Below are 24,998 nucleotides of genomic sequence, written 5' to 3' on the forward strand. Positions count from 1 at the left end.
CGCTACCCGTCTATCTCTATCTCCCTGTCGTTGCTGTTGCTGTTTGGAGTTATGTTCCTGCAGTCCGCGTCGGCGCAGACCATTAACGCAACGCTTACAGGGCACGTAGAAGACTCACAAGGTGCCGCGATCGCTGGAGCCACCATAACCGTAAAAAACACGGGCACGGGCGCCGCGCGCTCAACGCCTTCGGATGCGAATGGTCTTTACACCGTCACCAACCTGCAACCCGGCGCTTACGAGGTCACCGTAACGATGTCGGGATTTACGACGAAAACCATGACTGGAATCAAGCTGAATGTCGGCGATACCCATGAATTGCCCGTCTCGCTTACGGTCGGCGGAGTGAATGACACAGTCAACGTCGAGGCAGCCGAACCGTTACTGCAGACACAGACCTCTTCCAACGGCATCCTCGTTGATAACAAGCAGGTCACCGAACTTCCGCTTGCCAACCGGCAGTTCTATGCCCTTGCACTGCTGTCGCCAGGTACCTACCAGCCTGCCCAGAACTCAACGCTCGGCTTCCGCGGCGGCATCAACGTCGCTGGGGCCTCGGAAATCTCCAACCAGTTCACCCTCAACGGAATCTTCGACAACGACATGGGCGTTGCACAGCCTTCGTTCCGTCCTTCTGTTGAAGTCATCCAGGAATTCCGCGTTTTGACCGGAGTCTATGCCGCAGAGTATGGCCGTATGTCTGGCGGTCAGGCTGTAATCATTACCAAGTCTGGAACGAATGCGTTGCACGGATCGGCATACGAGTTTATCCGGAATGAGATTACTGACGCAAAGCCGTACTTTACGGCTGCCGGAGCCAAGAAGCCATCGTTCAAACAGAACACCTTTGGCGCCACGGCCGGCGGTCCCATCTGGAAAGATCGCACGTTCTTTTTCTTCGGCTATGAGGGGCAGCGTATTCGGCGGGCAGTGACCGCGCAGGCGACGGTCCCTACAACAGATATGCTGACGAGCGGTATCTTTCAAACCGGATCGACGCTCTACGACCCGAGTACAGGAAAGGCTCTGACTCCTTTGCCAGGAACGAGCGGCAGCTTGTCCTCATACAACCTCTCCACTCAGCTTCCAACACTCTGGAACTCAGCGGCAGCTCAGGCGGGACAATTGGTCGCCCGAATGGGCTATCCTACGCCGTCGATTGGGACCGCCGCAGGCAAGGCGCCGAGCAATAACTACAACTTCCAGGAAACCCGTGTCGAGAACATGGACGAATACTCGTTGAGAATCGACCACAAGCTCACAGAAAAAGACAACATCTTCGGCTCCTGGAATTTTTTCAAAGACCCGGCATTCGAACCCTCAAACTCTCTTTGTTCTTCTTACGTCGTTCCCAAATTCGGCTGCTACACGAACCAGATTTCGACACTCGTCAATGTCACATATGACCGCGTCGTCACCGCAAATTTATTCAATGATCTGCGACTCGGGTTCCAGCGCCTGCAGCAACCCCGCGTCCAGGAAGACAGTACCGCGATAGGCTCATCCTATTCTGGACTTCCGGGAGGTCCTTACTTTACGCAGGCGGGGTATGCCAATAACCAGGGCCTTCCCAATACAGCCGTTTCCGGATACTCCACGATCGGTGGCGCGACCAACCTCCCACAAAACCGGTGGGACAACCACTATCAGCTGGTCGACAGTCTTAGCTGGATTCATGGCGCCCACTCCTTCAAGTTTGGGGCGGACTGGCTGTGGGCTAATTCCGTCAATGTAATCACCAGTTCCGGACGCGGTGCTCTGACCTTCAACGATGCCACGTTGAAGTCAAACAACAAGAGTGTCAGCGGTTTCACCGGCGACTCCATGGCTGATCTGTTGCTTGGTTTGCCGTTGAGCACAAGCATCGGAACAACCGCAGGAACTGTTTACCTGAACTTCCGTAGCACTCACCTATTTGTCCAGGACGACTGGAAGCTATCTCCTACCTTGACTCTGAATCTGGGGCTACGCTGGGAGCTTGATGCGCCCGTCTACTCGCCACATAATACTGTCTCGCGGTTCGATCTGAGTGCAGGACGCTTTAGTCAGGCAGGTGTGGGAGGTTTTACCCACCTCTATAACTACGATTGGAATAACTTCGCCCCGCGTGTTGGATTTTCATGGCAGCCTCGTGGCCATGAGACCACTGTTCTCAAGGGTGGTTTTGGCGTCTTCTACAACGCACCCCTGCTCTACAACCAGTTTCTCAATACAGGAACACAGTACCCTCTTCGCCTAGTACCGACCTATACCTCAAAGCAAACCGTTGCGACCAATGTCACGCTGGCGAACCCTTTCCCCAGCGGAGGTCTTGATTTCTGCGGGATTGGACCGAACTTCGTCAACTATGCGCTCAAATCCGACGGAACGGCAACATGTGCGGCGAGTCTTTCTCCCCTTAGTGTGAATCCAGGCTATCGCACGCCTTACATTACCGAGTGGAGCTTCGGTCTGCAGCAGGCCCTCACAAAGACGATCGTGTTTGAAACGACCTACTTCGGGTCCAAGGGGACGCGTCTACCACTCTCCATCAACCTGAACCAGATCAATGTCAACACACTTGCTCAGGGAGCCAGCACCAGCCAGGCAGGGCGCCCATTTGCGAATTTCTCAACAGTCAACAATCAAGACACCCGCTCCAACTCTGCATTCCACTCATGGCTAAACAGCCTGAAGAAGTCTTACTCTAACGGCGTTGCTTTTACCGTTGCGTATACATGGGCAAAGTCGATCGATGGCGGCGGCGGTATTGGATCCGGCTCTAACTCCTCAGGAAGCCCACAGGATATCTATAACCTACGGGCAGAGCGGGCGCTCTCAGACTTCAACGTGGCACATCGTCTTGTCTTCAGCCCAGTTGCCGAACTTCCATTCGGCCGGGGTAAGAAATGGCTCACAAATGGGGTTGGCTCTGCACTCGCTGGTGGCTGGCAACTCTCCGGCATATTCCAGTTCCAGACTGGACGCCCCTTCACCGTCAGCAATTCGAGTAGCAATAACAGTGGGTCATTCCAAAGTGCAGACCGGCCATTGTTGATTGGTGATCCCAACGCGGCGACCGATTCAGTTACTGGAGCGAAGACCCGCACCGTACAGGAGTGGTTCAATATTCATGCCTATCAATTGGCGCCGACGACTCGCTTCGGCAACGCTGGGCGCAACCAGGTGATTGGACCGAGATTCACTTCAGTCGACCTGACTCTTTCAAAGAACTTCCCTATCTACGAAAGGATCAACGGTCAGTTCCGTGCTGAGTCCTTCAATCTTCTCAACCACTCCAACTTTTTCAATCCTCTGTCTCAGGGATTACAGTTTCCGGGTACCACAACTGCCCCGACAGTCGCCTCTAATTACACCGGGACCTTTGGAGCGATCACGCAGGCATATGATCCTCGTGATCTCCAGTTCAGTTTGCGTGTCCTCTTCTAGAACGAAGAAAACTAGCTCTATTTTCGGAGAACGTCGAAGTGAAGCTGAAACTTAGCAGTCTGGCAATTCTTACCTTTCTGGCCGCGGGCATCAGCCCCGGCCAGAACTCTTTAACCCCGGAGAAGACAGCCCTTGCTCAGCACGTCGACAAGAATGCAAAGCTGGCCCAGGTGATGGTCGACACCGTCTTCTCTTACGGCGAACTTGGCTTCCAGGAGTTCGAGACATCGAAGTACTTGACCGGGATCCTTGAGAAAAATGGATTCAAAGTCGAGCGCGGCATCGCCAGTATTCCTACAGCGTGGATGGCAAGCTGGGGCTCCGGTAAGCCGGTGATCGCTCTCGGTTCCGATATTGACTGCATCCCTCAGGCCTCACAGAAGCCCGGTGTCGCCTGGCATGAACCACTGATTCCGGGAGCTCCAGGTCACGGTGAAGGTCATAACTCCGGTGTTCCCCTCAATATCCTCGCGGCGCTGGCGGTGAAGGAGCAGATGGAGAAGAACCATCTCTCCGGCACCATCAAAATCTGGCCTGGGGTCGCTGAAGAGCTTCTGGGTGCAAAAGCCTATTACGTCCGCGAAGGCTACTTTAAGGATGTTGACGCTGTTCTCTTCGCTCACGTCGGCACAAACCTGGGTGCTCGCTGGGGAGAAGGCGGACAGACCGGACTGATCTCACTTCAGTACAACTTCCATGGAGAGTCGGCTCATGCAGCGGCGGCTCCATGGCGCGGCAAGTCAGCCCTCGATGCAGTCGAGCTGATGGATGCCGGCTGGAACTTCCACCGTGAGCATCTCCGCCCTCAGCAGCGTTCGCACTACGTCATTACCAATGGCGGCGATCAGCCTAATGTGGTTCCGCAGTCGGCCGCAGTCTGGTATTACTTCCGCGAGCTGGACTATGACCACATCAAAGGTCTTTGGTCAGATGGCGACCGCATGGCCCAAGGCGCAGCTCTAATGACCCAGACCACCTGGGATGAAACCATCCTTGGCTCCGCATGGCCAGGACACTATAACAAACCGATAGCCGAGGATCTGAATGCCAATGCGACACAGATCGGACTACCGGTATGGTCCGCCGATGACCAGGCGCTCGCGAAAGCATTACAGCACGAAATCGGAGCTCCGGAGAGCGGTCTGGACACCGAGTTACATACACCGCGCCCCCCGTCGCCAACAGCGAGTTCAGAGAGCGGCCCGTCCGACGATATCGGCGATATCTCGTGGAACGTGCCGACCATCGTTCTCTCGTATCCAGCCAATATCCCCAACCTTCCAGGACATAACTGGGCCAACGCTATCGCCATGGCGACACCCATCGCGCACAAAGGCGTCGTTGCCGGCGCCAAGGTACAGGCCATGACGCTCTATGACCTGATGACCAAACCTGAGCTTGTAGCTGCGGCAAAGGACTACTTCACCAATGTCCAGACCAAGACGGTAAAGTACAAGTCGCTTGTTCGACCGGAGGACAAGCCCGCAACCTTTATGAACAAGGCCACAATGGAGAAGTATCGGGCAGAGATGCAGAAGTATTACTACGATGCGTCGAAGTATCCCACTTACCTCGATCAACTTGGCGTCAAGTACCCAACTCTTACAAAGCCCTCGGGCAAATAAAACTGACAACATAGCCTGCGGAGGTTATTTCCGCAGGCTGTTGCTTTCTCTATTCATAACGAAGCGATGTCATCGGTGTCACACGTGAGGCCTCTCGGGCCGGGTAGTAACCGAACAGGATTCCCACGGCCGCGGAGACGCCGAACGAAACTAAAATCGCGAGCGGGGAGATACTGGTCGACCAGGCAACCATCCTGGTAATGGAACCGGAAGCAAGCACTCCAAACAGAATGCCGAGTGCTCCTCCCGTAAGGCTTAGAGTCACCGCTTCCATCAGGAACTGCAACATTACCTCATCTGATCGTGCACCCACCGCGCGCCGGATGCCGATCTCCTTGGTGCGCTCGGTCACTGAGAGCAGCATGATATTCATGATGCCGATGCCGCCGACGATCAGCGAAACCGATGCGATGCTGGCCAGCAGTGCCGTCATGGTACGGCTGGCCCGGTCGAGGGTCTTACCCAACTGTTCCAGCGTCACTTTGTCGAGATTGGTTACATTCCCAGTGATGGCGCGTGCGATATCGGTTCGCATGCCTCCACGTGCCAGTGACTTGCGGGCCTGGCTGGAGACAACGAAGTCATCCGGATCTTCATGCGCCAATCCGTGACGCTGACGAAGGAGCGCTGCAATGTTCTTCGTCACGCGTGTGACATCACCGGTAGAGACCGTAGACACCGTGATCGAGTCGAGCCCCCGCTTGCCAAGCAGGTTCTGCCCTGTCGTTACCGGCAGATAGACGGCATCGAACTGATCGTCACCGACCGCAGCCGGCACCATCCAGCTACCGCTGCCAACGACTCCGACAACACGAAAACTTCCACCCAGGATCGCGACGTCCTTGCCTACCGGATTCACATCCCCGAAGAGCTTCTCTGCCACAATGCTTCCAAGCACGATTGCGTTCGCAGCATTTGCGATCTCACTCTTTGGGAAGAACCGACCCTCCGGAAAGATCCATGCCCTCCGGATCGAAGGCAGATCCTTCCCTTCTCCATGGATGCGTGTGTACCAGGTAGCATCACCGGCTTTGACGATTGCGTTCTCCGTAACGCCAGGCGAAACAAATTGAACACCAGTCAGATCGGCGATTGCGTCCGCATCGGAGAGGCTGAGACTGTCGGAAGCTCCGAGCCCTGCGGCATTCTCGCCTCCGTGCGCGATGTCCTGCTGCGGATTCGTTCCCGGCTGGTAGACCCTCATCAGCATGGCAGAAGACGACGGCTGCCAAGTCATTGTGGAGAAGCGGGCACGATAGCGGTCTGGAACATAGGCGGCTGGTTCCTCAGCTTCGCCCTGGCTCGTCCACTGCTGTTGCATCTTGTAGTTGCCGGCGCTGACGACGATCACGTTCATGCCCGCGGCACGGACCTGGTCTTGAATTGCAGCCTGCGCTCCGCTGCCCAGAGCAATCATGGTCAGCACGGTGGCTACGCCGATCGTCATGCCGACCATCGTAAGAATCGTCTGCAGCTTATTGCGCTGCAGCGCACGCCAGGCGATGGCCGTGCTCTTGCGGAGCGAGGTGAGGTCTGCCATACCGTCTTACTCGAAGCGCAGAGCGTCGATAGGGTTCAGCTTCGACGCTCGACGGGCCGGGTAGAAGCCAAAGAAGACGCCAGTGGCTGCGGCGATGCCAAACGCCAGGGCAACGGCGGTTGGCGATACCGTGGCATCCCACTGCAGCGTGTGTGTGATAGTGAACGAGGCAAGAAATCCAAGGATGATTCCGAGGACTCCACCCGCGAGGCCGAGAGTCACGGCCTCTACGAGGAACTGCATCAGGACATCGTAGGAACGCGCTCCAACCGCACGACGGATACCGATCTCCCGTGTCCGTTCCGTGACCGAGACAAGCATGATGTTCATGATGCCGATGCCGCCGACGATAAGTGAGATGGTGGCGATGGCGGCCAGCAAAGCTGTCATCGTCTGACCAGCACGGTTCAGAGTTCCGGACATCTCCTGCATGTTCACCTGGTCCATCTGCGGCATGTTGGCGAGGATGAAGGCGGCGACCGAAGTATTCAGTCCCTTGGTCAGGGCTTCCGAAGCCTGTGTCTTGACGGTGAAGTCATCCGGCGTTCCGCCGCTCATGGTAGCCCCTTGCAGCCCACCCAGGCCCAGGCCGGCAGAGGTTGAGGGTTTGGGTGCCGATTCGAGCTTGTGCCGTGATCGCAGCACCGGAACGATGTCTTTGGCCACGTCGGAAGCCTTACCTGCCTCTTCCGCCGAGATCATAATGTTCGATAGATAGTTGATGCCGAGCATCTTCTGCAGCTTGGTGTAGGGGATGACAGCCATCTGCGATTGCTCTTCGTCACTGGTGGAGAAGACGCCCTTCACCTTGAACTTTTCACCGTGGATTTCGATCTCTTCTCCAATGGGATTGGCATCGGCAAAGAGGTTATCCCGTAAGGTGGTGCCGATGACAACTACATTCTCGGCATCTTCCACGGCGCCCTTCTTGAAGAACTTCCCTTTTTCAAAATTCCAGTCGTACATCTCAGCGTAGTCCACACCGACGCCATAGACCTGGGTATAGGTCTTGTCGCTGCCGTAGGCAACCCACCCGCGCATACGTGTCAGGGGAGAGATATAGCCCACGCCCTGCACCTGCGAGCGGATAGCCTCTGCGTCGTCAGCGATCAGGGTTGTCGCTGAGCCAAGGCCGGTTGCGATTTTGGACTCTTCTCCGCCGCGCGTAAAGTTGCCCGCACGGACATTGATGAGGGTCGTGCCGGCGGACTTTACATCCTTGGAGACGGACTGCTGCGCGCCAGTGCCAAGAGCGAACATCGTCAACACAGCGGCGACGCCGATGGTCATGCCCAGCATGGCAAGACCGGTCCGCAGCTTATTGGTCTTGAGAGCTTTGACCGCAATCCTGAAGCTTTTCCTGATCACCATTACTCAAACCTCAACGACGTCAAAGGTGCGACACGCGATGCTTCCCGCGCAGGGTAGTAGCCGAAGAAGATGCCGACAGCTGCGGAGATACCGAACGACAGCACGATCGATAGCGGCGAGATGCTGGTAGACCACTGCACGACATGCGAGATAGAGATTGCCGCCACGGTCCCAATCAGAATGCCCAGCAGACCGCCAACGACACTGAGTGTTACTGACTCGTAGATGAACTGCATCAGCACTTCCTTCTCACGTGCTCCGACCGCACGGCGGATACCGATCTCGCGGGTGCGCTCCGTGACCGAAAGCATCATGATGTTCATGATGCCGATGCCGCCAACAATCAACGACACGGTCGCGATGCTGGCCAGCAGGGCGGTCATCGTTTTGCTGGATTTGTCGAGCGTTTTTCCGAGCTGATCAAGCGTGACCTTTTCCAGACCACCGACATTTCCAGTGACAGCCTGCGCCACGTCCGGACGAAGACCGCCTTTGAGGAGCGCTTTACTTGCCTGGCTGGTCACAGTGAAATCATCGGGGCGGCTGGTATCGATACCGTGGCGCGAGCGCAACACGCTTGTAATCGTCTTTGCGACCCGCGTTACATCCCCTGTCGACTCGGTCGTCACCGTAATATCGTTGAGCTTCGAGAGATTGAGCAGGTTCTGCATGGTCGTCACCGGAATATAGACCGCGTCAAACTGGTCATCCCCGGCTTCGGGAGTCACCATCCAGTTCGCACTCGTTACCACGCCGATCACTTTGAACGGCTGCTTCCAGAGGGTAACGGTCTCGCCGACAGGACTCTTATCGCCAAAGAGCTTCTCCGCAACGATGCTTCCCAGAACGACAACCTGTTCCTTATTGCGCTGCTGTCTTTCACTGAAGAATCCGCCATGCGTGAATTTCCAGGACCTGCGGATCTCTGGCAGTGCACTGCCATCTCCATGCACGCGCGTGAACCAACGCGTATCGCCGCTGACAACGTGCACGTTTTCGTGAATGCCTTCGACCGCGTACTGCACGCCCTTGATCTTGCGGACAGCTTCGGCGTCATCGAGGGTCAGCGTCGCCGCAGCACCCAGGCCGGCCTCAGCGTCGCCAAGGCGCTGGCGTGAGGTTGGGTGATCATGAACTGCAAACGGATCGTCTTCGGGATGGAACATCGCGAGCTGCAGATGTGGCTGCATCTCAATCTCCGGATTGTGGAGACGCCCCATCTCGATGGCATCGTCCGGCGGACGCTCCCGCTGGGCCTGGTAATTGCCTGCGGTGACCAGCAGCATGTTCATGCCGGCTGCCTTGACCTGGTCCTGAATCGCCTTCTGCGCTCCACTGCCCAGAGCGATCATGGTCAACACCGTGGCCACACCGATGGTCATACCCAACATGGTCAAGGCGGTCTGCATCCGGTTACGGCGCAGCGCCTTCCACGCAATCACGAGCGCGTTGGGGACAACCACTACAGCACTCCTTCTGCTGGAACCGGCAGGCTCTCCAGTTCTCCGCTGGCGTGACGCCGGCTGTCGTTCGCTACGTCTGAAAGGATGTTGCCATCCTTGAAGGTAATGATGCGAGAGCCGTATGCGGCCACGTCCAGCTCGTGGGTGATGAGCACGATGGTGATGCCGCGCTCACGTTGCAGCGACTGGAAGATCTCCATCACTTCGATCGAGGTTTTGCTATCGAGGTTCCCGGTGGGCTCGTCGGCAAGCAGGATGGACGGATTGTTGAGCAACGCACGTGCAATCGCGACGCGCTGCTGCTGTCCGCCTGAAAGCTGATTGGTATGGTGGTCCCAACGGGATTCCAGACCGACAGACTCCAGCGCGGCCATGGCTCGCTTTCGGCGTTCCGTTGCGGAGACATTCCCGGTACCGTACAGCAGCGGGAGCTCCACATTTTCCAACGCCGAGGTGCGGGTAAGAAGATTGAACCCCTGAAAGACAAAGCCGATCTGCTTATTCCGGACGAGTGAGATCTCGTCATCGCTTAGACGGGAGACATCTCGGCCATCGAGAAAGTATTGACCGCTGCTCGGCTGGTCGAGACAGCCAAGGATATGCATCAGCGTCGATTTACCGGAACCGGACGGTCCAATCACGGAAACGAACTCGCCTGGATGGACGTCCAGCGAGATCGAGCGCAAAGCATGGACCTGATGCTCGCCGACGTGATAGGTCTTCGTCAGGCTACGAACGGAAATCACAGGATTCATGACGATGTCTCTTTCTGTGTATGGGCCTCCAGCAGCGCCCTGAAAGACGCTGCTGGAGGTCGTTACGTTGGTTGAGACTTACTTCGAGGCCGCAGAGGTCTTTGGCTTCGGTGGAACCGTCGTGATCTGAGAGTAGTAGTAAATGCTGGCGGCGACCAGTTTCTCGGCGCCAGCCATACCGTTATCCCACTTGGAACCTTCAACCGCATAGTACTCGTTGGCGGCGTGAGCACGTCCGCCCTGTCCACCGCGAGCGCCCATGCCCATCGGAATGGAGATGCTGCCGACCTTTTGACCGACCTCGCCGTCGGCGAAGAGGTACGACGGCCAGTAGCCACCGGTCGCCTCCGCCTGCGAAACACCCAGGGGCTTGTCTTCGCCCAGGAAGTTATAGTGCGATGCCATCATGAATGGGCCATTGCGATCGGCGGTGACGCCGAGTAATTCTCCTGCCTTCTTATGCGCGTTGGAGATATCGGTGTCAGGCGACGATCCGCGTGACCACGGCACATCGCCGATCAGTTTGATCTCTACGTCTTTGTAGCCGTTCTTATCCAGCTGGGCGCGTAGCTTCTTGATCAGATCCGGGCCGTTCATCTTCGGCACATAACGGAAGTTATGCTTCGAGGTGATCTTATTGGGCAGAATGGCGCCGGCACCGCCCGCGTACATATTGCCGCCCCAGATACCGTCGAGGTTGAAGCTGGTGCCGAAGCGGCCATCCTTCAGAACTTCGACCGGATCGTCGGACATATAGCGGGCAACCCCCTGGTTCTTCGCCATCTGCTCCAGGTTCATGTTTGCGGCGCGCTTCTTGAGCTCATCCATCTGTGCCGGAGTCGGCTTCTCCATGTTGTCAAAGAAGCCCTGGATCAGGGGCGTATTGCCATCAAGCGAGGTGAGCGAAGCTAGCATATGAATATGGCGCCATGCCGGTGAGTCGGTTGTACGCTTCATCACGCCGTGCACATCGCTGACTGTCGGGCCACGGCCCCACTTGGTGCCGCTGGTAGTGAGCTCGACGTAGACACAGCCCTCGGAGGGGCCGCCTGCATACAGAGCGTCCGCTTCCTTCAGCAGATCGGAGTGATCCTGGAAGAATTTGCGCAGACCGATATCCATGCGCTCTTCGTCACCCTCGGCGATAAAGATCAGGTTCACGGGCAGCTTGCCGTTTACCTGCTTGTACGCCATCAGAGCGTTCAGCTGAGCCATCTCCGGCCCTTTGGAGTTGGTAGCTCCGCGGCCGATCATGACGCGTGGAATATTGGGCAGGCCTGCGTCTTTGCCTGGAATAATGCGGCCTTCAAACGGAGGTGCAACCCACAGATCTGGCTGCGTCACAGGCATAGTGTCGTACTGCCAGTAGATCGCGACTGTCTTTGGCGCGCCCTCATCGCACTTGGCATAGACGACCGGGTTTCCCGGGGAGCCGTACTCGGTGATGCCTACATCGATCACGCGGGTCGTCTGACAGCCGAGCTTATCGAAGAAACCCTTTACCATTTCGGCAGACTCCGGAATACCTTCGCCGGAATTCGAGATGGAAGGCTGCTGAATCCATTTCTGCAGGTTCTCGACGTGATCGTCGATATGAGCGTCGATATAGTCGAATACTTTCTTCAGCTCGGGCGGAGCTTTGCTCTCATCGGGCGCCGAGTTACTAGTGCCATTCGGATTGATTCCCAGCTTTGGCTTGCCGGTCGCCGACGACGTCTTGGTTTCTTTCTTGTTGCACGCTATCGGTCCTGCAAGCAGACCGATCAAACACACAGCCATCAACCTGGATCGCATGATCTTCGAAAACTCCCTGAAAGCAAATAGAGGTGCGCCTGCCTCGCGGCGACGCAAGTGAAAATCGTTTAGAGCGTTTTCCCCGTTGCTGGGTATCCCGGAAGAGCGTACAAAGGCGTTTTCATTGCGGAAAACGCCCAAAGGATGCGGAAGCCCTGCACTAGACCCACGAGGAAAACGTTCTATCGTTCTGGAGCGTGTACGACGGAACTACGGCCTTCTAAAGTGTTGATCCGGCTATCTAAGCCTGGGATTCTTCTTGAAAAACCCGAACGACTGACACCTGTGCCTGCCATGCGAGAACGGAAAGATGGCATGGAAAAATAACAGTAGCAGAGCTGTCTCTTGATGAAGCAAGCCTATGGTCAGAGGAGAAATCGTGTCAAGGAAAGTTCTTCTATCAATAGAGTAGGTTTTTCAATCACTCGATGAGTTGCGCCATCAATTTGTAAGCAGTTGGTTTCTGCGCTATAGTCACAGCAAAATCACGGTAGGTTCCGCCGTGAAACCTCACCCACAACGCCCAGCCCGGGCAACAGATTTAAATTGCAGCGCCGATCCATTCATCCTTTCCGGGGTTTGTATGAGAGTCACTGTTGTTGCATTTCTTCTAGGCTTGGCAGTTTGTACCGCTTCGTCGCGAGCGGAGACGCTGAAGGGCGTGTCGGCCCTGCAAGGCGAAGCCGCGCAGATGGACGGCTACCTGAAAGCGACCTCTGTCGGCAGCCCACTTGAGCAGAAGCTCGACTTCTGGATGACACTGCCGAAGTCACAGGCGCCAATCAAGCAATATCAGGTGGAGATGACGCAGAAGCTTCATGTCGTTCTTGTCAGCGACGACTTCAAAACCTTCCTGCATATTCATCCGCAGATCTCACCTACCGGTCACTTCCTGATCACCCAGAAGTTTCCGCGTGCCGCGCTCTATCACGTCTATGCCGATGGAGAACCCAATAAACTGAATCACCAGGTCTTCCGGTTTGAACTGCCTATCGGCCAGACAGCGTCAGCCTCCCGCAAGCTTCCCTCGACGGGTATGGGAGTCCAGGTTGGCCCATACGAGGTGGACCTTTCCACGGTCCGGCTGCATGCTGGAAGGATGGAGATGATCGACGTCGAGATCCTGAGAGACGGTAAGCCGGCAAAGGACCTGCACCCGTACCTCGGAGTTCCGGCGCATGCGGTCTTTCTGAGTGACCGGGATCTGAGTTATGTTCATGTTCATCCAATGGCGATGGACGGCGACATGGATATGTCTAAACCGACACCGGAGATGCCGGACTCCGCTTCATCTCCGGGAGAGCTCATGCTGCACGTCGCCATCAAGGAAGCCGGAACCTATAAGCTCTGGCTACAGTTCCGCGGCGCGGGCAACCAGCTCTACATCGCCGAATTCACTATGCTTGCCAGCTAACAGGAGAGAAATTAGTCGTGAATCTGAAAACATGTGTTCTCGGTCTCGCAATGACAGTGACAGCCTGTGCCCCCCTGGCCATGGCCCATGCCCATCCTAAGGTGATGCTGCCCGCTGCCGACTCTGCGGGGCCCGCTCCTGCGAAGGTCGTTGTTACTTTCTCGGAGCCTGTCGAAGCAAAATTTAGCTCGCTGGCGCTGACGGACGACAAGGGCTCGACGGTCGGTACAGAGAAGTCGGCAGGTGTTGCGGGAGATCCCAAGACACTGACGCTTGCGGTTCCCAAGCTGACACCCGGCGATTACCTGGTGCATTGGGTCTCCGTTGCTCCCGATGGACATAAAATGCAAGGCGAGTACAAGTTCACGGTGAAGTAGACGTGCTTTCTGAAGGACAACTGCTGGCGCTGCATGTGCTGGCAAACGGAGCAGCCGATGTGTCCTTCAGCCTTAGCTTGGGGGCCCTCGCCGCATTTACCTGGAAGACGCTTCCTGCCACGTATGACAGGAAGCTCTTTCTATTAATCGGACTGGCTGCCTTGCTGATAGCAGCCGTACAACCGGTACAACTGGTTGTATTAACGGCCGGTATGACGGGGGCTGCCAGCTTCGCCGAGCTCACGCCCCAGTTCCGCGATGTGCTCGCGACCCACGCCGGATGGATTCTGCTGCCACAGGCCATTGCTGCAGGGGTGACTGCTGCAGCTGCTCTGATTCCCTCTCCTCGACGGTTACGGCTGACATCGGTTGGAGTGTCTCTGCTTGCACTATCCTTCTTCCGAGCAGCGTCCGGCCATGCGGCTTCGGACGGAAATTACTCGCTGCGCGAACTGGCGCAGTGGATCCATCTGGTGGCCACCAGTGTGTGGGCGGGCGGCGTCATCGTGTCGGCCAGAGTTCTTGCTTCGTTTCGCGATACCAGGCTGCAGCATGCCAACGGCGAGCGGCTCTCCATGCAATCAGCAACAGCGATCGTGTTCATCTTGCTAAGCGGTATCTGGAACACCTGGCTCGGAGTCGACGGAGACATTCAGGGCGCCCTGCATACGCGATGGGCGTTACTGCTCGGCGTCAAGCTGTTGTTCGTTTTCGCGGCGCTCGCTCTTGGAGCGATAAATCGGCGAACCCTCCAGCAGCCGCCCACGGACCAAGCCATGCGCCGGCTCTGCGCAACCCTGCGTGTAGAGGCCGTGCTGATGCTGGTCATTCTGCTGCTTTCGGCATGGCTCGGAAGCGTTGCCCCGGCCGCGTGAGATTCCCCTATGTCCTTCTTTCCACAGCGATCTTGAATCTTTGCCGGAAGATAGACACAAGCTGCCCATCTTCTGCTACACTCAATCTTGTTGTTGGTTGATGACGGTCCCTCCTGAAGGAGTCCAGTTCAGAACCGGCCACTAGGATGAGAGTTGTCTGCGCCAGCATGATGCTCAAGTCTGAATCCCATCCAACTTGCAGTTGAAGCAAGCTGGGGACGTAGCTCAGTTGGTTAGAGCGCTGCCCTGTCACGGCAGAGGTCGCGGGTTCGAGCCCCGTCGTCCCCGCCATAAACCAAAGAAAAGAAAAGGTTTATGGCACAGTGACAAGATCAGTTGTGACCCGCGAGGGTGCTGAAGGGTGCTGAGAGTTTCCGGCACCTTTTTTGCTGCCCTCAAGACGCAAGGGCTCCCGTTGCGAGGGTGCTGGCGAGGGTGCTGAAATACGGCCTTTGCCGGCCTCAATCACCATCTCCATGACTTTATTGTTGGCCTCACGCTTAGTTGCGGAGATCGCTCGCGTGTAGATGTCGAGAGTGATCCGCGAGTTCGCGTGACGCAGGAGTTCCTGGGCTGTTTTCAGGTCGGCTCCAGCCGCTCTCAGGTTGGTCGCCAGAGAGTGTCGGAAGCTGTGCCATCCAATTCTCTTCCCAGTGATCTTCGCCCGGACGAGTGCAGGGCGAATGATCTTCTTCAGGATCATGTCGGGCGTCACAGGGGTTTTGCCCTCATTCCGAACGGATGGAAAGAGGAAGTCATCCTCCCCGTTGTACGGCGACTCCTTCCTCCAGGCGTCAAGGCATTCGATGACGGAAGGATGAAGTGGAACGGGTTTCCGGCTGGCCTCTGTCTTGGTATCGCCGAATCGGCCCCGCACACAGGAACGGAGAACATTCACCTGCATCAGCAGTGGATCGATGTCCCGCCATGTGAGCGCAACCAGTTCCGAACGCCGCAAGCCTGTACTCCCAGCCAAGACCACCATCGCCTTCACGCGAAGAGGCAGTTCCTCGACCAATGCCGCAAACTCGGCAGGTGTCAGAACATCCGGTTCCCGCAAACGCTTTGACGAGGCGCGGACTTTACTGATGGGATTGCGATGCATCCACTCATACCGGATGGCATGATTGAAGATCGCCGACATGATGTTCCGAATTTTGCTTTTCGTTGCCGGAGCGTATGACAACGAATGCAGCCACTCCTCAACCTGCACGGTTCGAACGTCTGACAACCACTTCTCACCCCAAGCGGGAGCGATGTGATTTGTCAGATAAATCGACGTTGACTCGATCGTGGCAAATGCCTTCTTGTCGGCAGTCAACTCGTGTTTGCGGTAGTGGGCGATGAGCTCAGAGACCGTGACAGGCACTCTAACCTCGACGTTGATGTTGGCGCGAAAATCGGCCACGGCTTGTTCCGCATCCCGACGTGATGGAAGTTCATTCACCGTGCCGAGATTGCGTTTCTTGTACGTGCGCTTTCCGCTGGTCTCGTCATACCAGCGGAAGACCCATACATCCGGACCGCTTTTGCGCTTCTGTTTCAAGAGACTTCCTTGTTGAAAGCGGCTCATGCTGTTCTCCTGGCATGAGCGCTGATGGCTGTCTCCATGGTACTCGCGGGCGGTCGCCGTTCCGAGCTGATTCTGCGAGCTTCGACCCACTGAAGTAGCTCATGCTCAACGAAGCGCCAGAGCTTCCGTTTGCCCTCTCCCATAGGATGGGCCGGGACTTGGCCAAGCCGTGCCCATCGCACCAGCGTTCTCCTATCCATCCGCAGGATCTGTGCAGCTTCGTGTGCATCGAGAAGGTAGTGCGTCTCTGCCATTGGGTCACTCCAAGTCAGGCGCCGTGGTTCGTCACCACCAAGGCTTTCAGCCCAGCAGACTGACGCCTGAATTGAGCCCATCATCCTGACAAATATGGCAAGCCGTCCAATGAAAACTAGGGCTAGCGTTATTCCAGTTGGGAATAACGAAGACATTTGGATGGACGCCGCGTTGGCAAAACCAAACGCGGAAGGAATAAAATCTTCTTGTCGAAATTGACGATTGCCAGCTGTACGTTTGCTTGCCGTCTCCTAATGCTGAGTTCGGAGGATGGTTATGGCTCTTCCGGAAGTTCGGTTGCTTCAAGCTGCTATCGCGGTTGCGAGAGACCTCAATTTTTCGCGTGCCGCTGATCGTCTGCATATTGGCCAGTCCACACTGAGCAAACAAATTTATGAGTTGGAGAACCAATTGGGTTTTCGGCTCTTTGATCGGAATCATCAAACCGTCGCTATAACCGATGCGGGCCGTGCCTTTGTTGAAGAGGCTATCGAAGCGGTGTCTCACACTGAACGAGCCGTGGCAGCGGCAACAGCTGTTTTCAATGGCGCTGATGAGGTCTTGAATCTCGGAAAGTCAGCGTATACCGATCCTTTTCTCGTATCCACTCTGTTATCGATCCGCTTGCCCCTGTTTCCCGGCATGAGGATCAAACAGTGGAGCAACTATTCAAACGAACTCGCGCACCAAGTAATTTCAGGCGATCTCGACGCTGCCATGACGACCGGCGTTCCAGAGACACCGAAGCTGAGCCTGCTCCGCTTGGCGGACAATCCGTTCTACATTGTGATGGCAGCCAGCGACCCAATTGGGCAGCACCGGGAAGTACTCTTGGGACAGATGCACGACAGAAACTGGGTCTTGCTCAGTCGACACGCGAATTCCTACCTCTACGACATGATCCTGTTTGTTGGGTCAGGTAAGAATGTTCGCCCGAAGGACATCTTTCACGTAATGAGTCCAGAAGAGGTCCCTGAAATCATTCTGGAGCATCAAGCGATGGCTTTTCTTCCTCGGAGTGCCGCTTGGCGTATTTCACGTGACGGGATCACGATGAGGCCGTTGTCAGAATCACAGCTTCGGTTGGTGACAAACCTGGCAGTTCGTTCCGATACGAAGTCACGTCTCGTGAAGGAGTTTGTTCGGGCCACGTCGAGAAAGATGGACAGTTTCGCGCACAAATCGCAGGGACGACTGCCTCTTACAGGATCATGAGATTCGCTAAGTCGCTTATGCTTCAGAAGCAGGCCTGATCTCTACGTTGAGCGGACCGTCTTCACCGCACTTGGGGCAAGTGAAGATCCCAGAAGTGATTGCCCTTCCTTCAAAGGCCTCCCGTCTGGAAATCGTGCCACAGTGGATGCATACATGAACGGGAATCAATGTAGGTTGCGGTTGGGAAGGACCGGATGCCATAAGCGAATCTCTTCAACGTATTGGTTGCGACCTGCTTCAACATTCAATGCGGGGCTGATCCGGGTCGAAATGGAATCCATCAGCCAATCTCTGAGGCAAGTGTCCCTTCGCTCACGTATTCCTCTGCAAATCGCCGTAAGCGCCTAGTTGTGGGCCAGCGTGGTGCGAGCTAAGCTCGGCCGCATTCACGATGGGCTTCGCTATCAAATCAACGTAGCGGCCTAGTCATCATCCAGATGTCAAGCTCTTCAGAGCCGATTTGCAGGCTCCCTGGTAATAAACCGCACAAGCGAAATCCGAAGCGTTCAAACAAACGGACCGTGTTTTCATACTTGAGCGGGACCTGCACCTCTAGTTTCCTCATCTCGCTTGTCGCGAAGCGAAGCAGTTCCTGTAAAAGGAGACTCGCGACACCCATGTGCCGAAATTTCTCTCGCACGTAGAGGTTTCTCACGGTTCCGCAATGCCGGCGTTTGAAGTTGTCGCAACGAACGGCCGATGCGATCCCGCCCAATACATCACCAAACCAGACCCCTATTGTCGTCCCTCGTTCCAATTCAGTCTCAACCTCGGACAGAGGCCTCGTGATTTCAAAGTTGTAATCCCCGGCGAAACAATCGGGATGTACGATGAGCGCCTCGATCAGTAGCGCTCGATAGCAACGTGCATCTGCAGCCCTCATTCTTCGAATCTCAGGAAGCTTCTTTGCGGAACCCATCCGTGTTCTCCTTCGCTCACTTCATAGGAAAAGGCTCTCGCTTATGCGAGAAGCTTGGTGACCGTTGCGTGGATCGCTTCTTTCGGCACATAACCTACGATCTGATCTGCGATCTTCCCATCCTTAAAGAAGAGAAGAGCCGGGATCCCGCGGATCCCATAACGAGCAGCCGTTTGATTGTTTTGATCAACATCCATTTTCATGACCTTCAGCTTGCCTTCGTAGCTGGTCGCTACTTGTTCCACGATCGGTGACACCGCCCTACATGGACCGCACCAAGCTGCCCAAAAATCCACTAGAACCGGTTGTGTTGACTTGAGAACTTCGTTGTCGAACGTTGCGTCGCTTACTTCCACTATGCTTGCCATCGTTCCTCCTTTGTTGCTCGTGCGTTGAAGCAGTTCTTCGAGATCTAACGTCCTGTATGCGCTCGCCAACATCCTGGGTGAGGGGCCATCCCGCCGAGGTCGGGATGGCTGTCCGTCAGATTGGAGGCTGCCACCCGCCACCAAAGGCGCGGAACACTAGGACAGCTGCCCTGCCAACATCAGCCCGGTTTGCGTCAAGCTGATCTTGAGCGAATAGGAGTTGCCGATCTGCATCAAGCACATCTGTGAGAGTGATCGAACCTGCACGGTAGGCTTGCTGTGAAAGGTCTCGTGCCTTGGTCAGGGCCTGGACTTGAGTTTGTAGCTCCGCGACGTACTCTTGCGTTTCGGAGAGCGAAGCCAAAGCGTTCTCGACATCTTCGGCTGCACGAAGTACAGCCTGACGGTAGTTCACCAAGGCTTGAGCATTGGCCCCTTGAGCTTGTTTGACCTCTGCATTCACTCTGCCGAAATCAAAAAGACGCCAACGTAAACCGGCAACAGCTGCGGGCTGAAAGCCAGATGCCGAAAAGAGGCGGCCGGAGTTAAGACTGTCGAATCCCAGCACTCCAGCGAGCGAGATCTTTGGGTAGTAGTCGGCTACCGCCACACCGATCCGTTCATTCGAGGCTGCAAGGCGTCGCTCCGCCGCGATGATGTCCGGCCGACGACGTAATACATCGGTCGGTTCTTGTCCCGAAATCGTTGGAATCGACGGGATTGCGGCAGCCTCTTGTAGCTCGTGGGCGTAGGTCCCCGGCTGCGCACCCATCAACACGTCGAGGCGATTCAGCTGTTTTTCGAGAGACAGCCGCAGCAACGGAACAGTCGAACGAGCCTGCGAAAGCAACGCTTCTGCTTGAGCGGTCTCTCGTCTCGTCGCCGCGCCTGCAGCCACTCGGTTCTGTACAAGCTGTAACAGGTGCTGGTCCGTCGCTATCTGGTTCTGCGCGATCGCCAGCCTGGCTTGATAACCGCGTATCTGCAGATACGCATCTGCTGCATCCGCAGCAACAATGATCCGGGTACCCAGACTTTCTGCTTCGGCGGCTTGTACTTCGTCACGCGCCCCGGCAGCGTTGTGCCGCAGCCCTCCGGCGAGGTCGATTTCCCAACTGGCGGCCGGGCCTATCGTGTACTCGTGGATGTTGCGTCTGAACGTGGGAACTGTGCTCGCGATGGTGCCCAAATTGCCTTGTAGGCTCTGACGTTCAGCAGTCGCTGACGCGTCGAGCTCTCCGGTTGGATAGAGTCTGGCACGAGCTCCGGCGGCGGCGGCCCGGGACTGATTGACACGTGCGAGTGTGGCAGCTAGGTCCAAGTTTTGATCCAAAGCCCGTCGAACAATCGTCACGAGCTTCGGATCGTTGAAACCTAGCCACCACTGATCAAGAGTCGCGGGCGCCGCTCCGTTGTTCACGGAAGCGCTGACCTGATTGTGAAATGGTGCGAGAGCAGGCGTTGGCGCCCTGTACTTTGGGCCCACGCTGCACCCTTCAAGAAGCAAGGTCACGAGGATACCGGTCATCCCGGCTCTTGAGATAAATGGGTAGATCCGACTCATGCTTTCCTCCTGCCGAGTTTGCGAACGATGGTGTAGAAAGCCGGCGTGAAGAAGAGCCCGAAGATGGTTACTCCGACCATGCCGAAGAGAACCGCCGTTCCCAAGGATTGGCGCATTTCCGCCCCAGCGCCGTGCGCTACAGCAAGTGGTGCCACTCCGAAGATGAATGCGAATGACGTCATCAAGATAGGGCGGAGTCGCGTATGAGCAGCACTTACGGCGGCTTCAGCTACGGGGAGGCCAGCATGGTCCTCCTGCTGTTTTGCGAATTCCACGATCAAGATCGCATTCTTGGCGGCTAATCCGACCAGCACCACGAATCCGATCTGAGCGAGGATGTCGATAGGCATGCCTCGGACGTGAAGACCAGTCGAAGCGGCTAACAGACACATCGGCACGATCAGCACGATAGCCAACGGCAACGTCCAGCTCTCGTACTGAGCAGTGAGGACGAGAAATACGAATAGGGCGGAAGCTGCAAAAATTAACAGCGCGGGTGTACCCGGCAATTTCTGCTGATATGCGAGATCGGTCCACTCGTAGGTAATGCCTGGTGGGAGAGTGCGTGCGGCAATGGCTTCCATATGTTGAAGAGCTTCGCCCGAAGAAACGCCGGGTGCGCCAGATCCCTGCACCTCCGCTGAAGGGTAAAGGTTGTAGCGTGGGATCCGGTACGGAGCGGTACGTTCCTTCATCGTGGCAACGGTGCCGATGGGTACCATCTGCCCACTCGCGTTCCGAACCTTGAGTCGAGAGACATCTTCTCTGCTCTGACGAGAGGCTTGATCACTTTGCGCGTATACGGGCCAAGTGCGGCCTAGATAATTGAAGTCGTTCACATATTGTGGGCCAACGTAGAGTTGCAGCGTTGAGAATATGGACTCAGGCGATACACCGACTTTTTCCGCCTTCTCGCGGTCGATATCGGCATAGATGCTTGGAGATCCCGAATTGAAGAAGGAGTAGGTGCCGCCCAAAGCGGGGTCCCTATTCGCTTCTGCAATGAGTGCGTTAGTCGCTTTGCTCAATGCTTCCGAACCCAAGTTGTTCCGGTCCTCGACCATTAACTTGAATCCCCCGGCTGAACCGAGACCTTGAACCGGTGGAGGTGATATCACCGCAACCTGTGCTTCCGTGATACCAGCAAGTCTCTGCCTCACCGTCTGTAGCATCGTCGCTGCGTCGCCACCGGGTATCTCGACGTCATAAAGCGATGGCAGGGAGAAATAGATGCTTCCTGTATCGGAAGAGAACGTGAATGTTGAGACATCAAATCCCGCATTCGCTGAGGTATGCTGCACACCTGGCGTCTTGAGAATGATGTCATTTACTTTCCGCACCACCGCATCGGTACGTTCGAGGCTTGATCCTGGTGGCAGTTTCACCAAAGCGGCGAGGTATCCGATATCCTGCTGCGGAATGAAGCCAGTGTTCATCTTCGAGAATTGGTAGCCAGTGAGGCAGATCAAGCCAACATATACAACGCCCACGACCGCCGTGGCCCGAACGAGGCGGCCGGTCAGGTTTCCATAGCCCGATGAAAGCCAGTCGAACGCTCCATTGAATCGACTGAACACGGGACGCAGGAGCCGCGTCGGCGTGAACCATTTCTCAGAAGACTCTCTGACGTGATGAGGTTTCAGCAGGACCGCGCACAGAGCGGGACTCAGCGTAAGAGAGACAAAGCAAGAGATGATCGTTGACGCCGCGATAGTGGTAGCGAATTGCTTGAAGAAGAGCCCAGAGATTCCCGAGATGAACGCGGAGGGCACGAACACCGCACATAGAGTCAGAGCGATCGCAATCAGTGCACCAGACACCTCGTCCATGGTTTTGTGAGCAGCGTCGACCGCCGACATACCCAAGGCCATGTTGCGTTCTACGTTCTCTACAACGACGATTGCGTCATCGACAACAATCCCTACGGCCAGCACGAGACCGAACAAGGAAAGATTGTTGACGGAAATTCCAAACAAAGCGAGGATAACGAAACTGCCAAGGAGTGACACTGGAATGGCCACGACCGGGATGAGCGTCGCTCGCCAGTTTTGTAGAAAGACGTAGACGACGAAGACAACCAGCACGACCGCAATCACGATGGTAACCGCGACCTCTTTGATCGATCGGCTTACGAATTCAGTGGGATCGTAGATCTTGATATCGCTGATGTCAGATGGAAAGTGTTTCTTCAGCTCGCGGAACTTGTCCAATACCTCATGCTCAACCGTGACCACATTCGATCCAGGCACGGCAAAGAACCAAAATGGATTTGACGGATAACGGTCCGAGTAAGAGATGCTGTTGTAGTCGGCGGATCCCAAATCGACGTGGCCTATATCACGGATACGCGTGACGTGTCCGTCCTTATCGGTCTTGATGATTACCGCCGCAAATTGTTCAGGTGTCGTCAGTCTTCCTAAAGCTTCAACGTTGATGCGATACGCGGCCGTGGTCGAAATTGGTGGTTGGTTCAAGACGCCTGCAGAAACCTGGGCATTCTGAGCGCGCAGGGCCGCCACGATATCGTCAGCACTGATATCGTGTACCGCGGCCTTGTCAGGATTGATCCAGATACGCATCGCGAACTGTCGTTCCCCGAGCGCAAAGATCCCCCCCACTCCCGGGAGACGAGATATCTCATCTCTCACGTGAAGCGTCATGTAATTCGAGATGTACGACACGTCGCGTGTCTGATGGGGGGAATATGGAAAAATGCCTAGCAGGTATGCGGGAATGACTTTCTGAGTCTTCACGCCTATCCGCTGAACGGGGTCAGGGAGCCGCGACAGCGTATCCTGCACTCGATTGTTCGTGAACTGTTGAGCAAGGTTCACATCACTGCCGATTTTGAACGTCGCGGTAATCGTGAGGTTTCCATCGCCAGTCGATTGGCTACTGATGTAGTCCATCGATTCGACACCGTTAATGGCTTGCTCAAGTGGAGTCGCCACAGTACGTGCGATCGTGTCAGCCGAAGCCCCTGGATACGCTGTTGTGACTTGTATAGTCGGTGGGACAATGTCGGGATATTGCGCAATCGGCAACGCAACTAGAGTCGCCAATCCGAATAACGTGATGAAGACGCTTGTTACCGTTGCGAAACGTGGATGATCGATGAAGAAATGAGTAAGCTTCATGGCTGGACAGCACTCCGATCCTGGGCGGTTCTGAAGGTGATGGTTCCGGTGTGTGGCGTTACCTTTGATCCCGGAGCAGCAATCGCGACCCCGCCGATGATCACTCTGTCGTTTGGTAGAAGTCCGGTGCGAATCACTCTGAGGCCACCACGCAGGTCGCCTAGTTGTACTTTCTTCGGCGTCACAACGCTGTCCGGTCCAACGGTCAACACAACGTGTTCGGACTGGTCAGGGAGAACCGCATCATCAGGAACGAGGAACACGGATGTAGGCTTCGTAGTCGGAAGCAGAACCCTGCCAAAAACACCGGGCGTAAGTAAAAGATCACCGTTGGGGAGTATGGCGCGTGCGTGGATGGTTCCACTCGAACGATCAAGGCTGTTGTCGATGAAGTTGAGAGTGCCTGCGTGCCTGAATTCGCTCTCATCACTCAACGCGGCGTCTACCCTTTGGGCGAGGCCACCTTTCTGCTTGGCTCGCTCACGCTCGAACGTCAGATAGTCCGACTCGCTCATGTCGAAATCAAGATAGATCGGATTCAAAGAAACTATCGTCGCAAGAAGCGTCGTCGCTCCAGCTCCCGCCCGGCTGCCGGAAACGAGATTGCCCATCGAGACAAGGTGATTTCCCATACGTCCCGTAAACGGGGCGGTGATGCGGCAGTGATTCAAATCAAACTGAGCGTCACGGATGAGCGCCTGTGCTGCGTTGATGGCAGCTTGTGCTGTTCGTTGCTCTCCTGCACGCTGTTCTACGTTCTCGACTGTTCCAGCTTCCGTCTGCTGCAACGTCTGCGCGCGAGTCAGTTCCTTCGTCGCAAGATCGTACCTGGCTTGAGCACTTTCGAGCTGCGCCGTGGCCTCACTCAACTTGATCTGGTACTGCGTCGGATCAATTTCAAACAGGAGATCGCCTTTTCGCACAACGTCTCCATCCTTGAAGCCAATTCTCGTCAGCGTGCCGCCGACTTGTGCTCGCAACTCGACGCGCTCTACCGGCGAGAACTGACCTAAGAATTGAAGCCGTGAGTCGAGGTCACGTTGAAGCGGCTCGCTGACGGTTACAACGGGAGGATTCGGTGGAGCAGCTTGGACGGTGCCTCGACCGAAGAAACGCACTCCAACAACGATTGTGATTGTGATTACAGCCACGATAGCCACGGTGCCGATCCAGAACTTAGGGCCGCGCCGGTTTATAGGTGAGCCGCTTAGCGCCCCAAGTTCGGGTTGATCAATTCTGTTTGTCATTGTTCCTCACTCAAGTGGCCTCTCGGCCATCAATGCTCGTTGTGTTGTCCCGTTGCAATACGACCCATACGGCTCTC

At 55.9% G+C, this 24,998-nt stretch carries 18 protein-coding genes and 1 tRNA gene; 7 read left to right on the forward strand and 12 right to left on the reverse strand.

Annotated features, from left to right (window positions below; all coding sequences use genetic code 11):
* Nucleotides 1–51 precede the first annotated feature (51 nt).
* Entirely contained in the window at nucleotides 52–3,429 is a 3,378-nt protein-coding gene (locus tag AB4Y89_RS04130) for a carboxypeptidase regulatory-like domain-containing protein (protein WP_442299626.1), read from the forward strand.
* 38 nt (nucleotides 3,430–3,467) lie between these two features.
* Complete coding sequence (locus AB4Y89_RS04135) at nucleotides 3,468–5,054, forward strand: amidohydrolase (RefSeq protein WP_442299627.1); 1,587 nt, start codon at nucleotides 3,468–3,470, stop codon at nucleotides 5,052–5,054.
* A gap of 49 nt (nucleotides 5,055–5,103) precedes the next feature.
* Here the strand turns inward: AB4Y89_RS04135 and AB4Y89_RS04140 are convergent, their stop codons facing one another.
* The 5 genes from AB4Y89_RS04140 to AB4Y89_RS04160 form a co-directional block, all read right to left on the reverse strand.
* Nucleotides 5,104–6,594, reverse strand: a complete 1,491-nt coding sequence (locus AB4Y89_RS04140; RefSeq protein WP_442299628.1) for an ABC transporter permease — start codon at nucleotides 6,592–6,594, stop codon at nucleotides 5,104–5,106.
* 6 nt (nucleotides 6,595–6,600) lie between these two features.
* Nucleotides 6,601–7,965: an ABC transporter permease gene (locus AB4Y89_RS04145; RefSeq protein ID WP_442299629.1), complete on the reverse strand. Its 1,365-nt coding sequence runs from the start codon at nucleotides 7,963–7,965 to the stop codon at nucleotides 6,601–6,603.
* Nucleotides 7,965–9,428 (reverse strand): ABC transporter permease, encoded by a 1,464-nt coding sequence (locus AB4Y89_RS04150; protein WP_442299630.1) that lies wholly within the window; start codon nucleotides 9,426–9,428, stop codon nucleotides 7,965–7,967. The genes AB4Y89_RS04145 and AB4Y89_RS04150 overlap by 1 nt, the downstream gene beginning before the upstream one ends.
* Nucleotides 9,428–10,183 carry an ABC transporter ATP-binding protein gene (locus AB4Y89_RS04155; protein ID WP_442299631.1) on the reverse strand — a complete coding sequence of 252 codons (756 nt, stop codon included), beginning with the start codon at nucleotides 10,181–10,183 and terminating at the stop codon, nucleotides 9,428–9,430. Before AB4Y89_RS04155 ends, AB4Y89_RS04150 begins: the two co-directional genes overlap by 1 nt.
* A 78-nt stretch (nucleotides 10,184–10,261) precedes the next feature.
* Nucleotides 10,262–11,977, reverse strand: coding sequence for a M20/M25/M40 family metallo-hydrolase (locus AB4Y89_RS04160; RefSeq protein WP_442299632.1), 1,716 nt, complete (start codon nucleotides 11,975–11,977; stop codon nucleotides 10,262–10,264).
* Nucleotides 11,978–12,560: 583 nt separating this feature from the next.
* Between AB4Y89_RS04160 and AB4Y89_RS04165 the strand changes: the two genes are divergently transcribed.
* The 4 genes from AB4Y89_RS04165 (at nucleotide 12,561) to AB4Y89_RS04180 (ending at nucleotide 14,934) form a co-directional block, all read left to right on the forward strand.
* Entirely contained in the window at nucleotides 12,561–13,391 is an 831-nt protein-coding gene (locus AB4Y89_RS04165) for a hypothetical protein (protein ID WP_442299633.1), read from the forward strand.
* Between the two features lie 17 nt (nucleotides 13,392–13,408).
* Nucleotides 13,409–13,768, forward strand: coding sequence for a copper resistance protein CopC (locus AB4Y89_RS04170; RefSeq protein WP_442299634.1), 360 nt, complete (start codon nucleotides 13,409–13,411; stop codon nucleotides 13,766–13,768).
* 2 nt (nucleotides 13,769–13,770) lie between these two features.
* A complete protein-coding gene (locus AB4Y89_RS04175) occupies nucleotides 13,771–14,643 on the forward strand; it encodes a copper resistance D family protein (RefSeq protein WP_442299635.1) in 873 nt (290 codons plus the stop codon).
* A gap of 214 nt (nucleotides 14,644–14,857) precedes the next feature.
* A tRNA-Asp gene (locus AB4Y89_RS04180) sits at nucleotides 14,858–14,934 on the forward strand.
* A gap of 22 nt (nucleotides 14,935–14,956) precedes the next feature.
* Here AB4Y89_RS04180 and AB4Y89_RS04185 read toward each other — a convergent pair.
* On the reverse strand, nucleotides 14,957–16,216 hold the full coding sequence (locus tag AB4Y89_RS04185) for a tyrosine-type recombinase/integrase (RefSeq protein WP_442299636.1): 1,260 nt from the start codon (nucleotides 16,214–16,216) through the stop codon (nucleotides 14,957–14,959).
* Entirely contained in the window at nucleotides 16,213–16,626 is a 414-nt protein-coding gene (locus AB4Y89_RS04190; RefSeq protein WP_442299637.1) for a helix-turn-helix domain-containing protein, read from the reverse strand. The genes AB4Y89_RS04185 and AB4Y89_RS04190 overlap by 4 nt, the downstream gene beginning before the upstream one ends.
* A gap of 121 nt (nucleotides 16,627–16,747) precedes the next feature.
* Here AB4Y89_RS04190 and AB4Y89_RS04195 point away from each other — a divergent pair, with 121 nt between their 5' ends.
* Nucleotides 16,748–17,686 (forward strand): LysR family transcriptional regulator, encoded by a 939-nt coding sequence (locus AB4Y89_RS04195; protein WP_442299638.1) that lies wholly within the window; start codon nucleotides 16,748–16,750, stop codon nucleotides 17,684–17,686.
* Between the two features lie 409 nt (nucleotides 17,687–18,095).
* Here AB4Y89_RS04195 and AB4Y89_RS04200 read toward each other — a convergent pair whose 3' ends face one another.
* From AB4Y89_RS04200 to AB4Y89_RS04220, 5 genes are all read right to left on the reverse strand, one after another.
* Nucleotides 18,096–18,605: a GNAT family N-acetyltransferase gene (locus AB4Y89_RS04200; RefSeq protein WP_442299639.1), complete on the reverse strand. Its 510-nt coding sequence runs from the start codon at nucleotides 18,603–18,605 to the stop codon at nucleotides 18,096–18,098.
* 41 nt (nucleotides 18,606–18,646) lie between these two features.
* Complete coding sequence (gene trxA, locus AB4Y89_RS04205; RefSeq protein WP_442299640.1) at nucleotides 18,647–18,973, reverse strand: thioredoxin; 327 nt, start codon at nucleotides 18,971–18,973, stop codon at nucleotides 18,647–18,649.
* 115 nt (nucleotides 18,974–19,088) lie between these two features.
* Nucleotides 19,089–20,537: an efflux transporter outer membrane subunit gene (locus tag AB4Y89_RS04210; RefSeq protein ID WP_442299641.1), complete on the reverse strand. Its 1,449-nt coding sequence runs from the start codon at nucleotides 20,535–20,537 to the stop codon at nucleotides 19,089–19,091.
* Nucleotides 20,534–23,674 carry an efflux RND transporter permease subunit gene (locus AB4Y89_RS04215; RefSeq protein WP_442299642.1) on the reverse strand — a complete coding sequence of 1,047 codons (3,141 nt, stop codon included), beginning with the start codon at nucleotides 23,672–23,674 and terminating at the stop codon, nucleotides 20,534–20,536. The genes AB4Y89_RS04210 and AB4Y89_RS04215 overlap by 4 nt, the downstream gene beginning before the upstream one ends.
* Nucleotides 23,671–24,921, reverse strand: coding sequence for an efflux RND transporter periplasmic adaptor subunit (locus AB4Y89_RS04220; protein WP_442299643.1), 1,251 nt, complete (start codon nucleotides 24,919–24,921; stop codon nucleotides 23,671–23,673). The genes AB4Y89_RS04215 and AB4Y89_RS04220 overlap by 4 nt, the downstream gene beginning before the upstream one ends.
* Nucleotides 24,922–24,998 lie beyond the last annotated feature (77 nt).

This window comes from Terriglobus sp. 2YAB30_2, assembly GCF_052114765.1.
Lineage (GTDB): Bacteria > Acidobacteriota > Terriglobia > Terriglobales > Acidobacteriaceae > Terriglobus.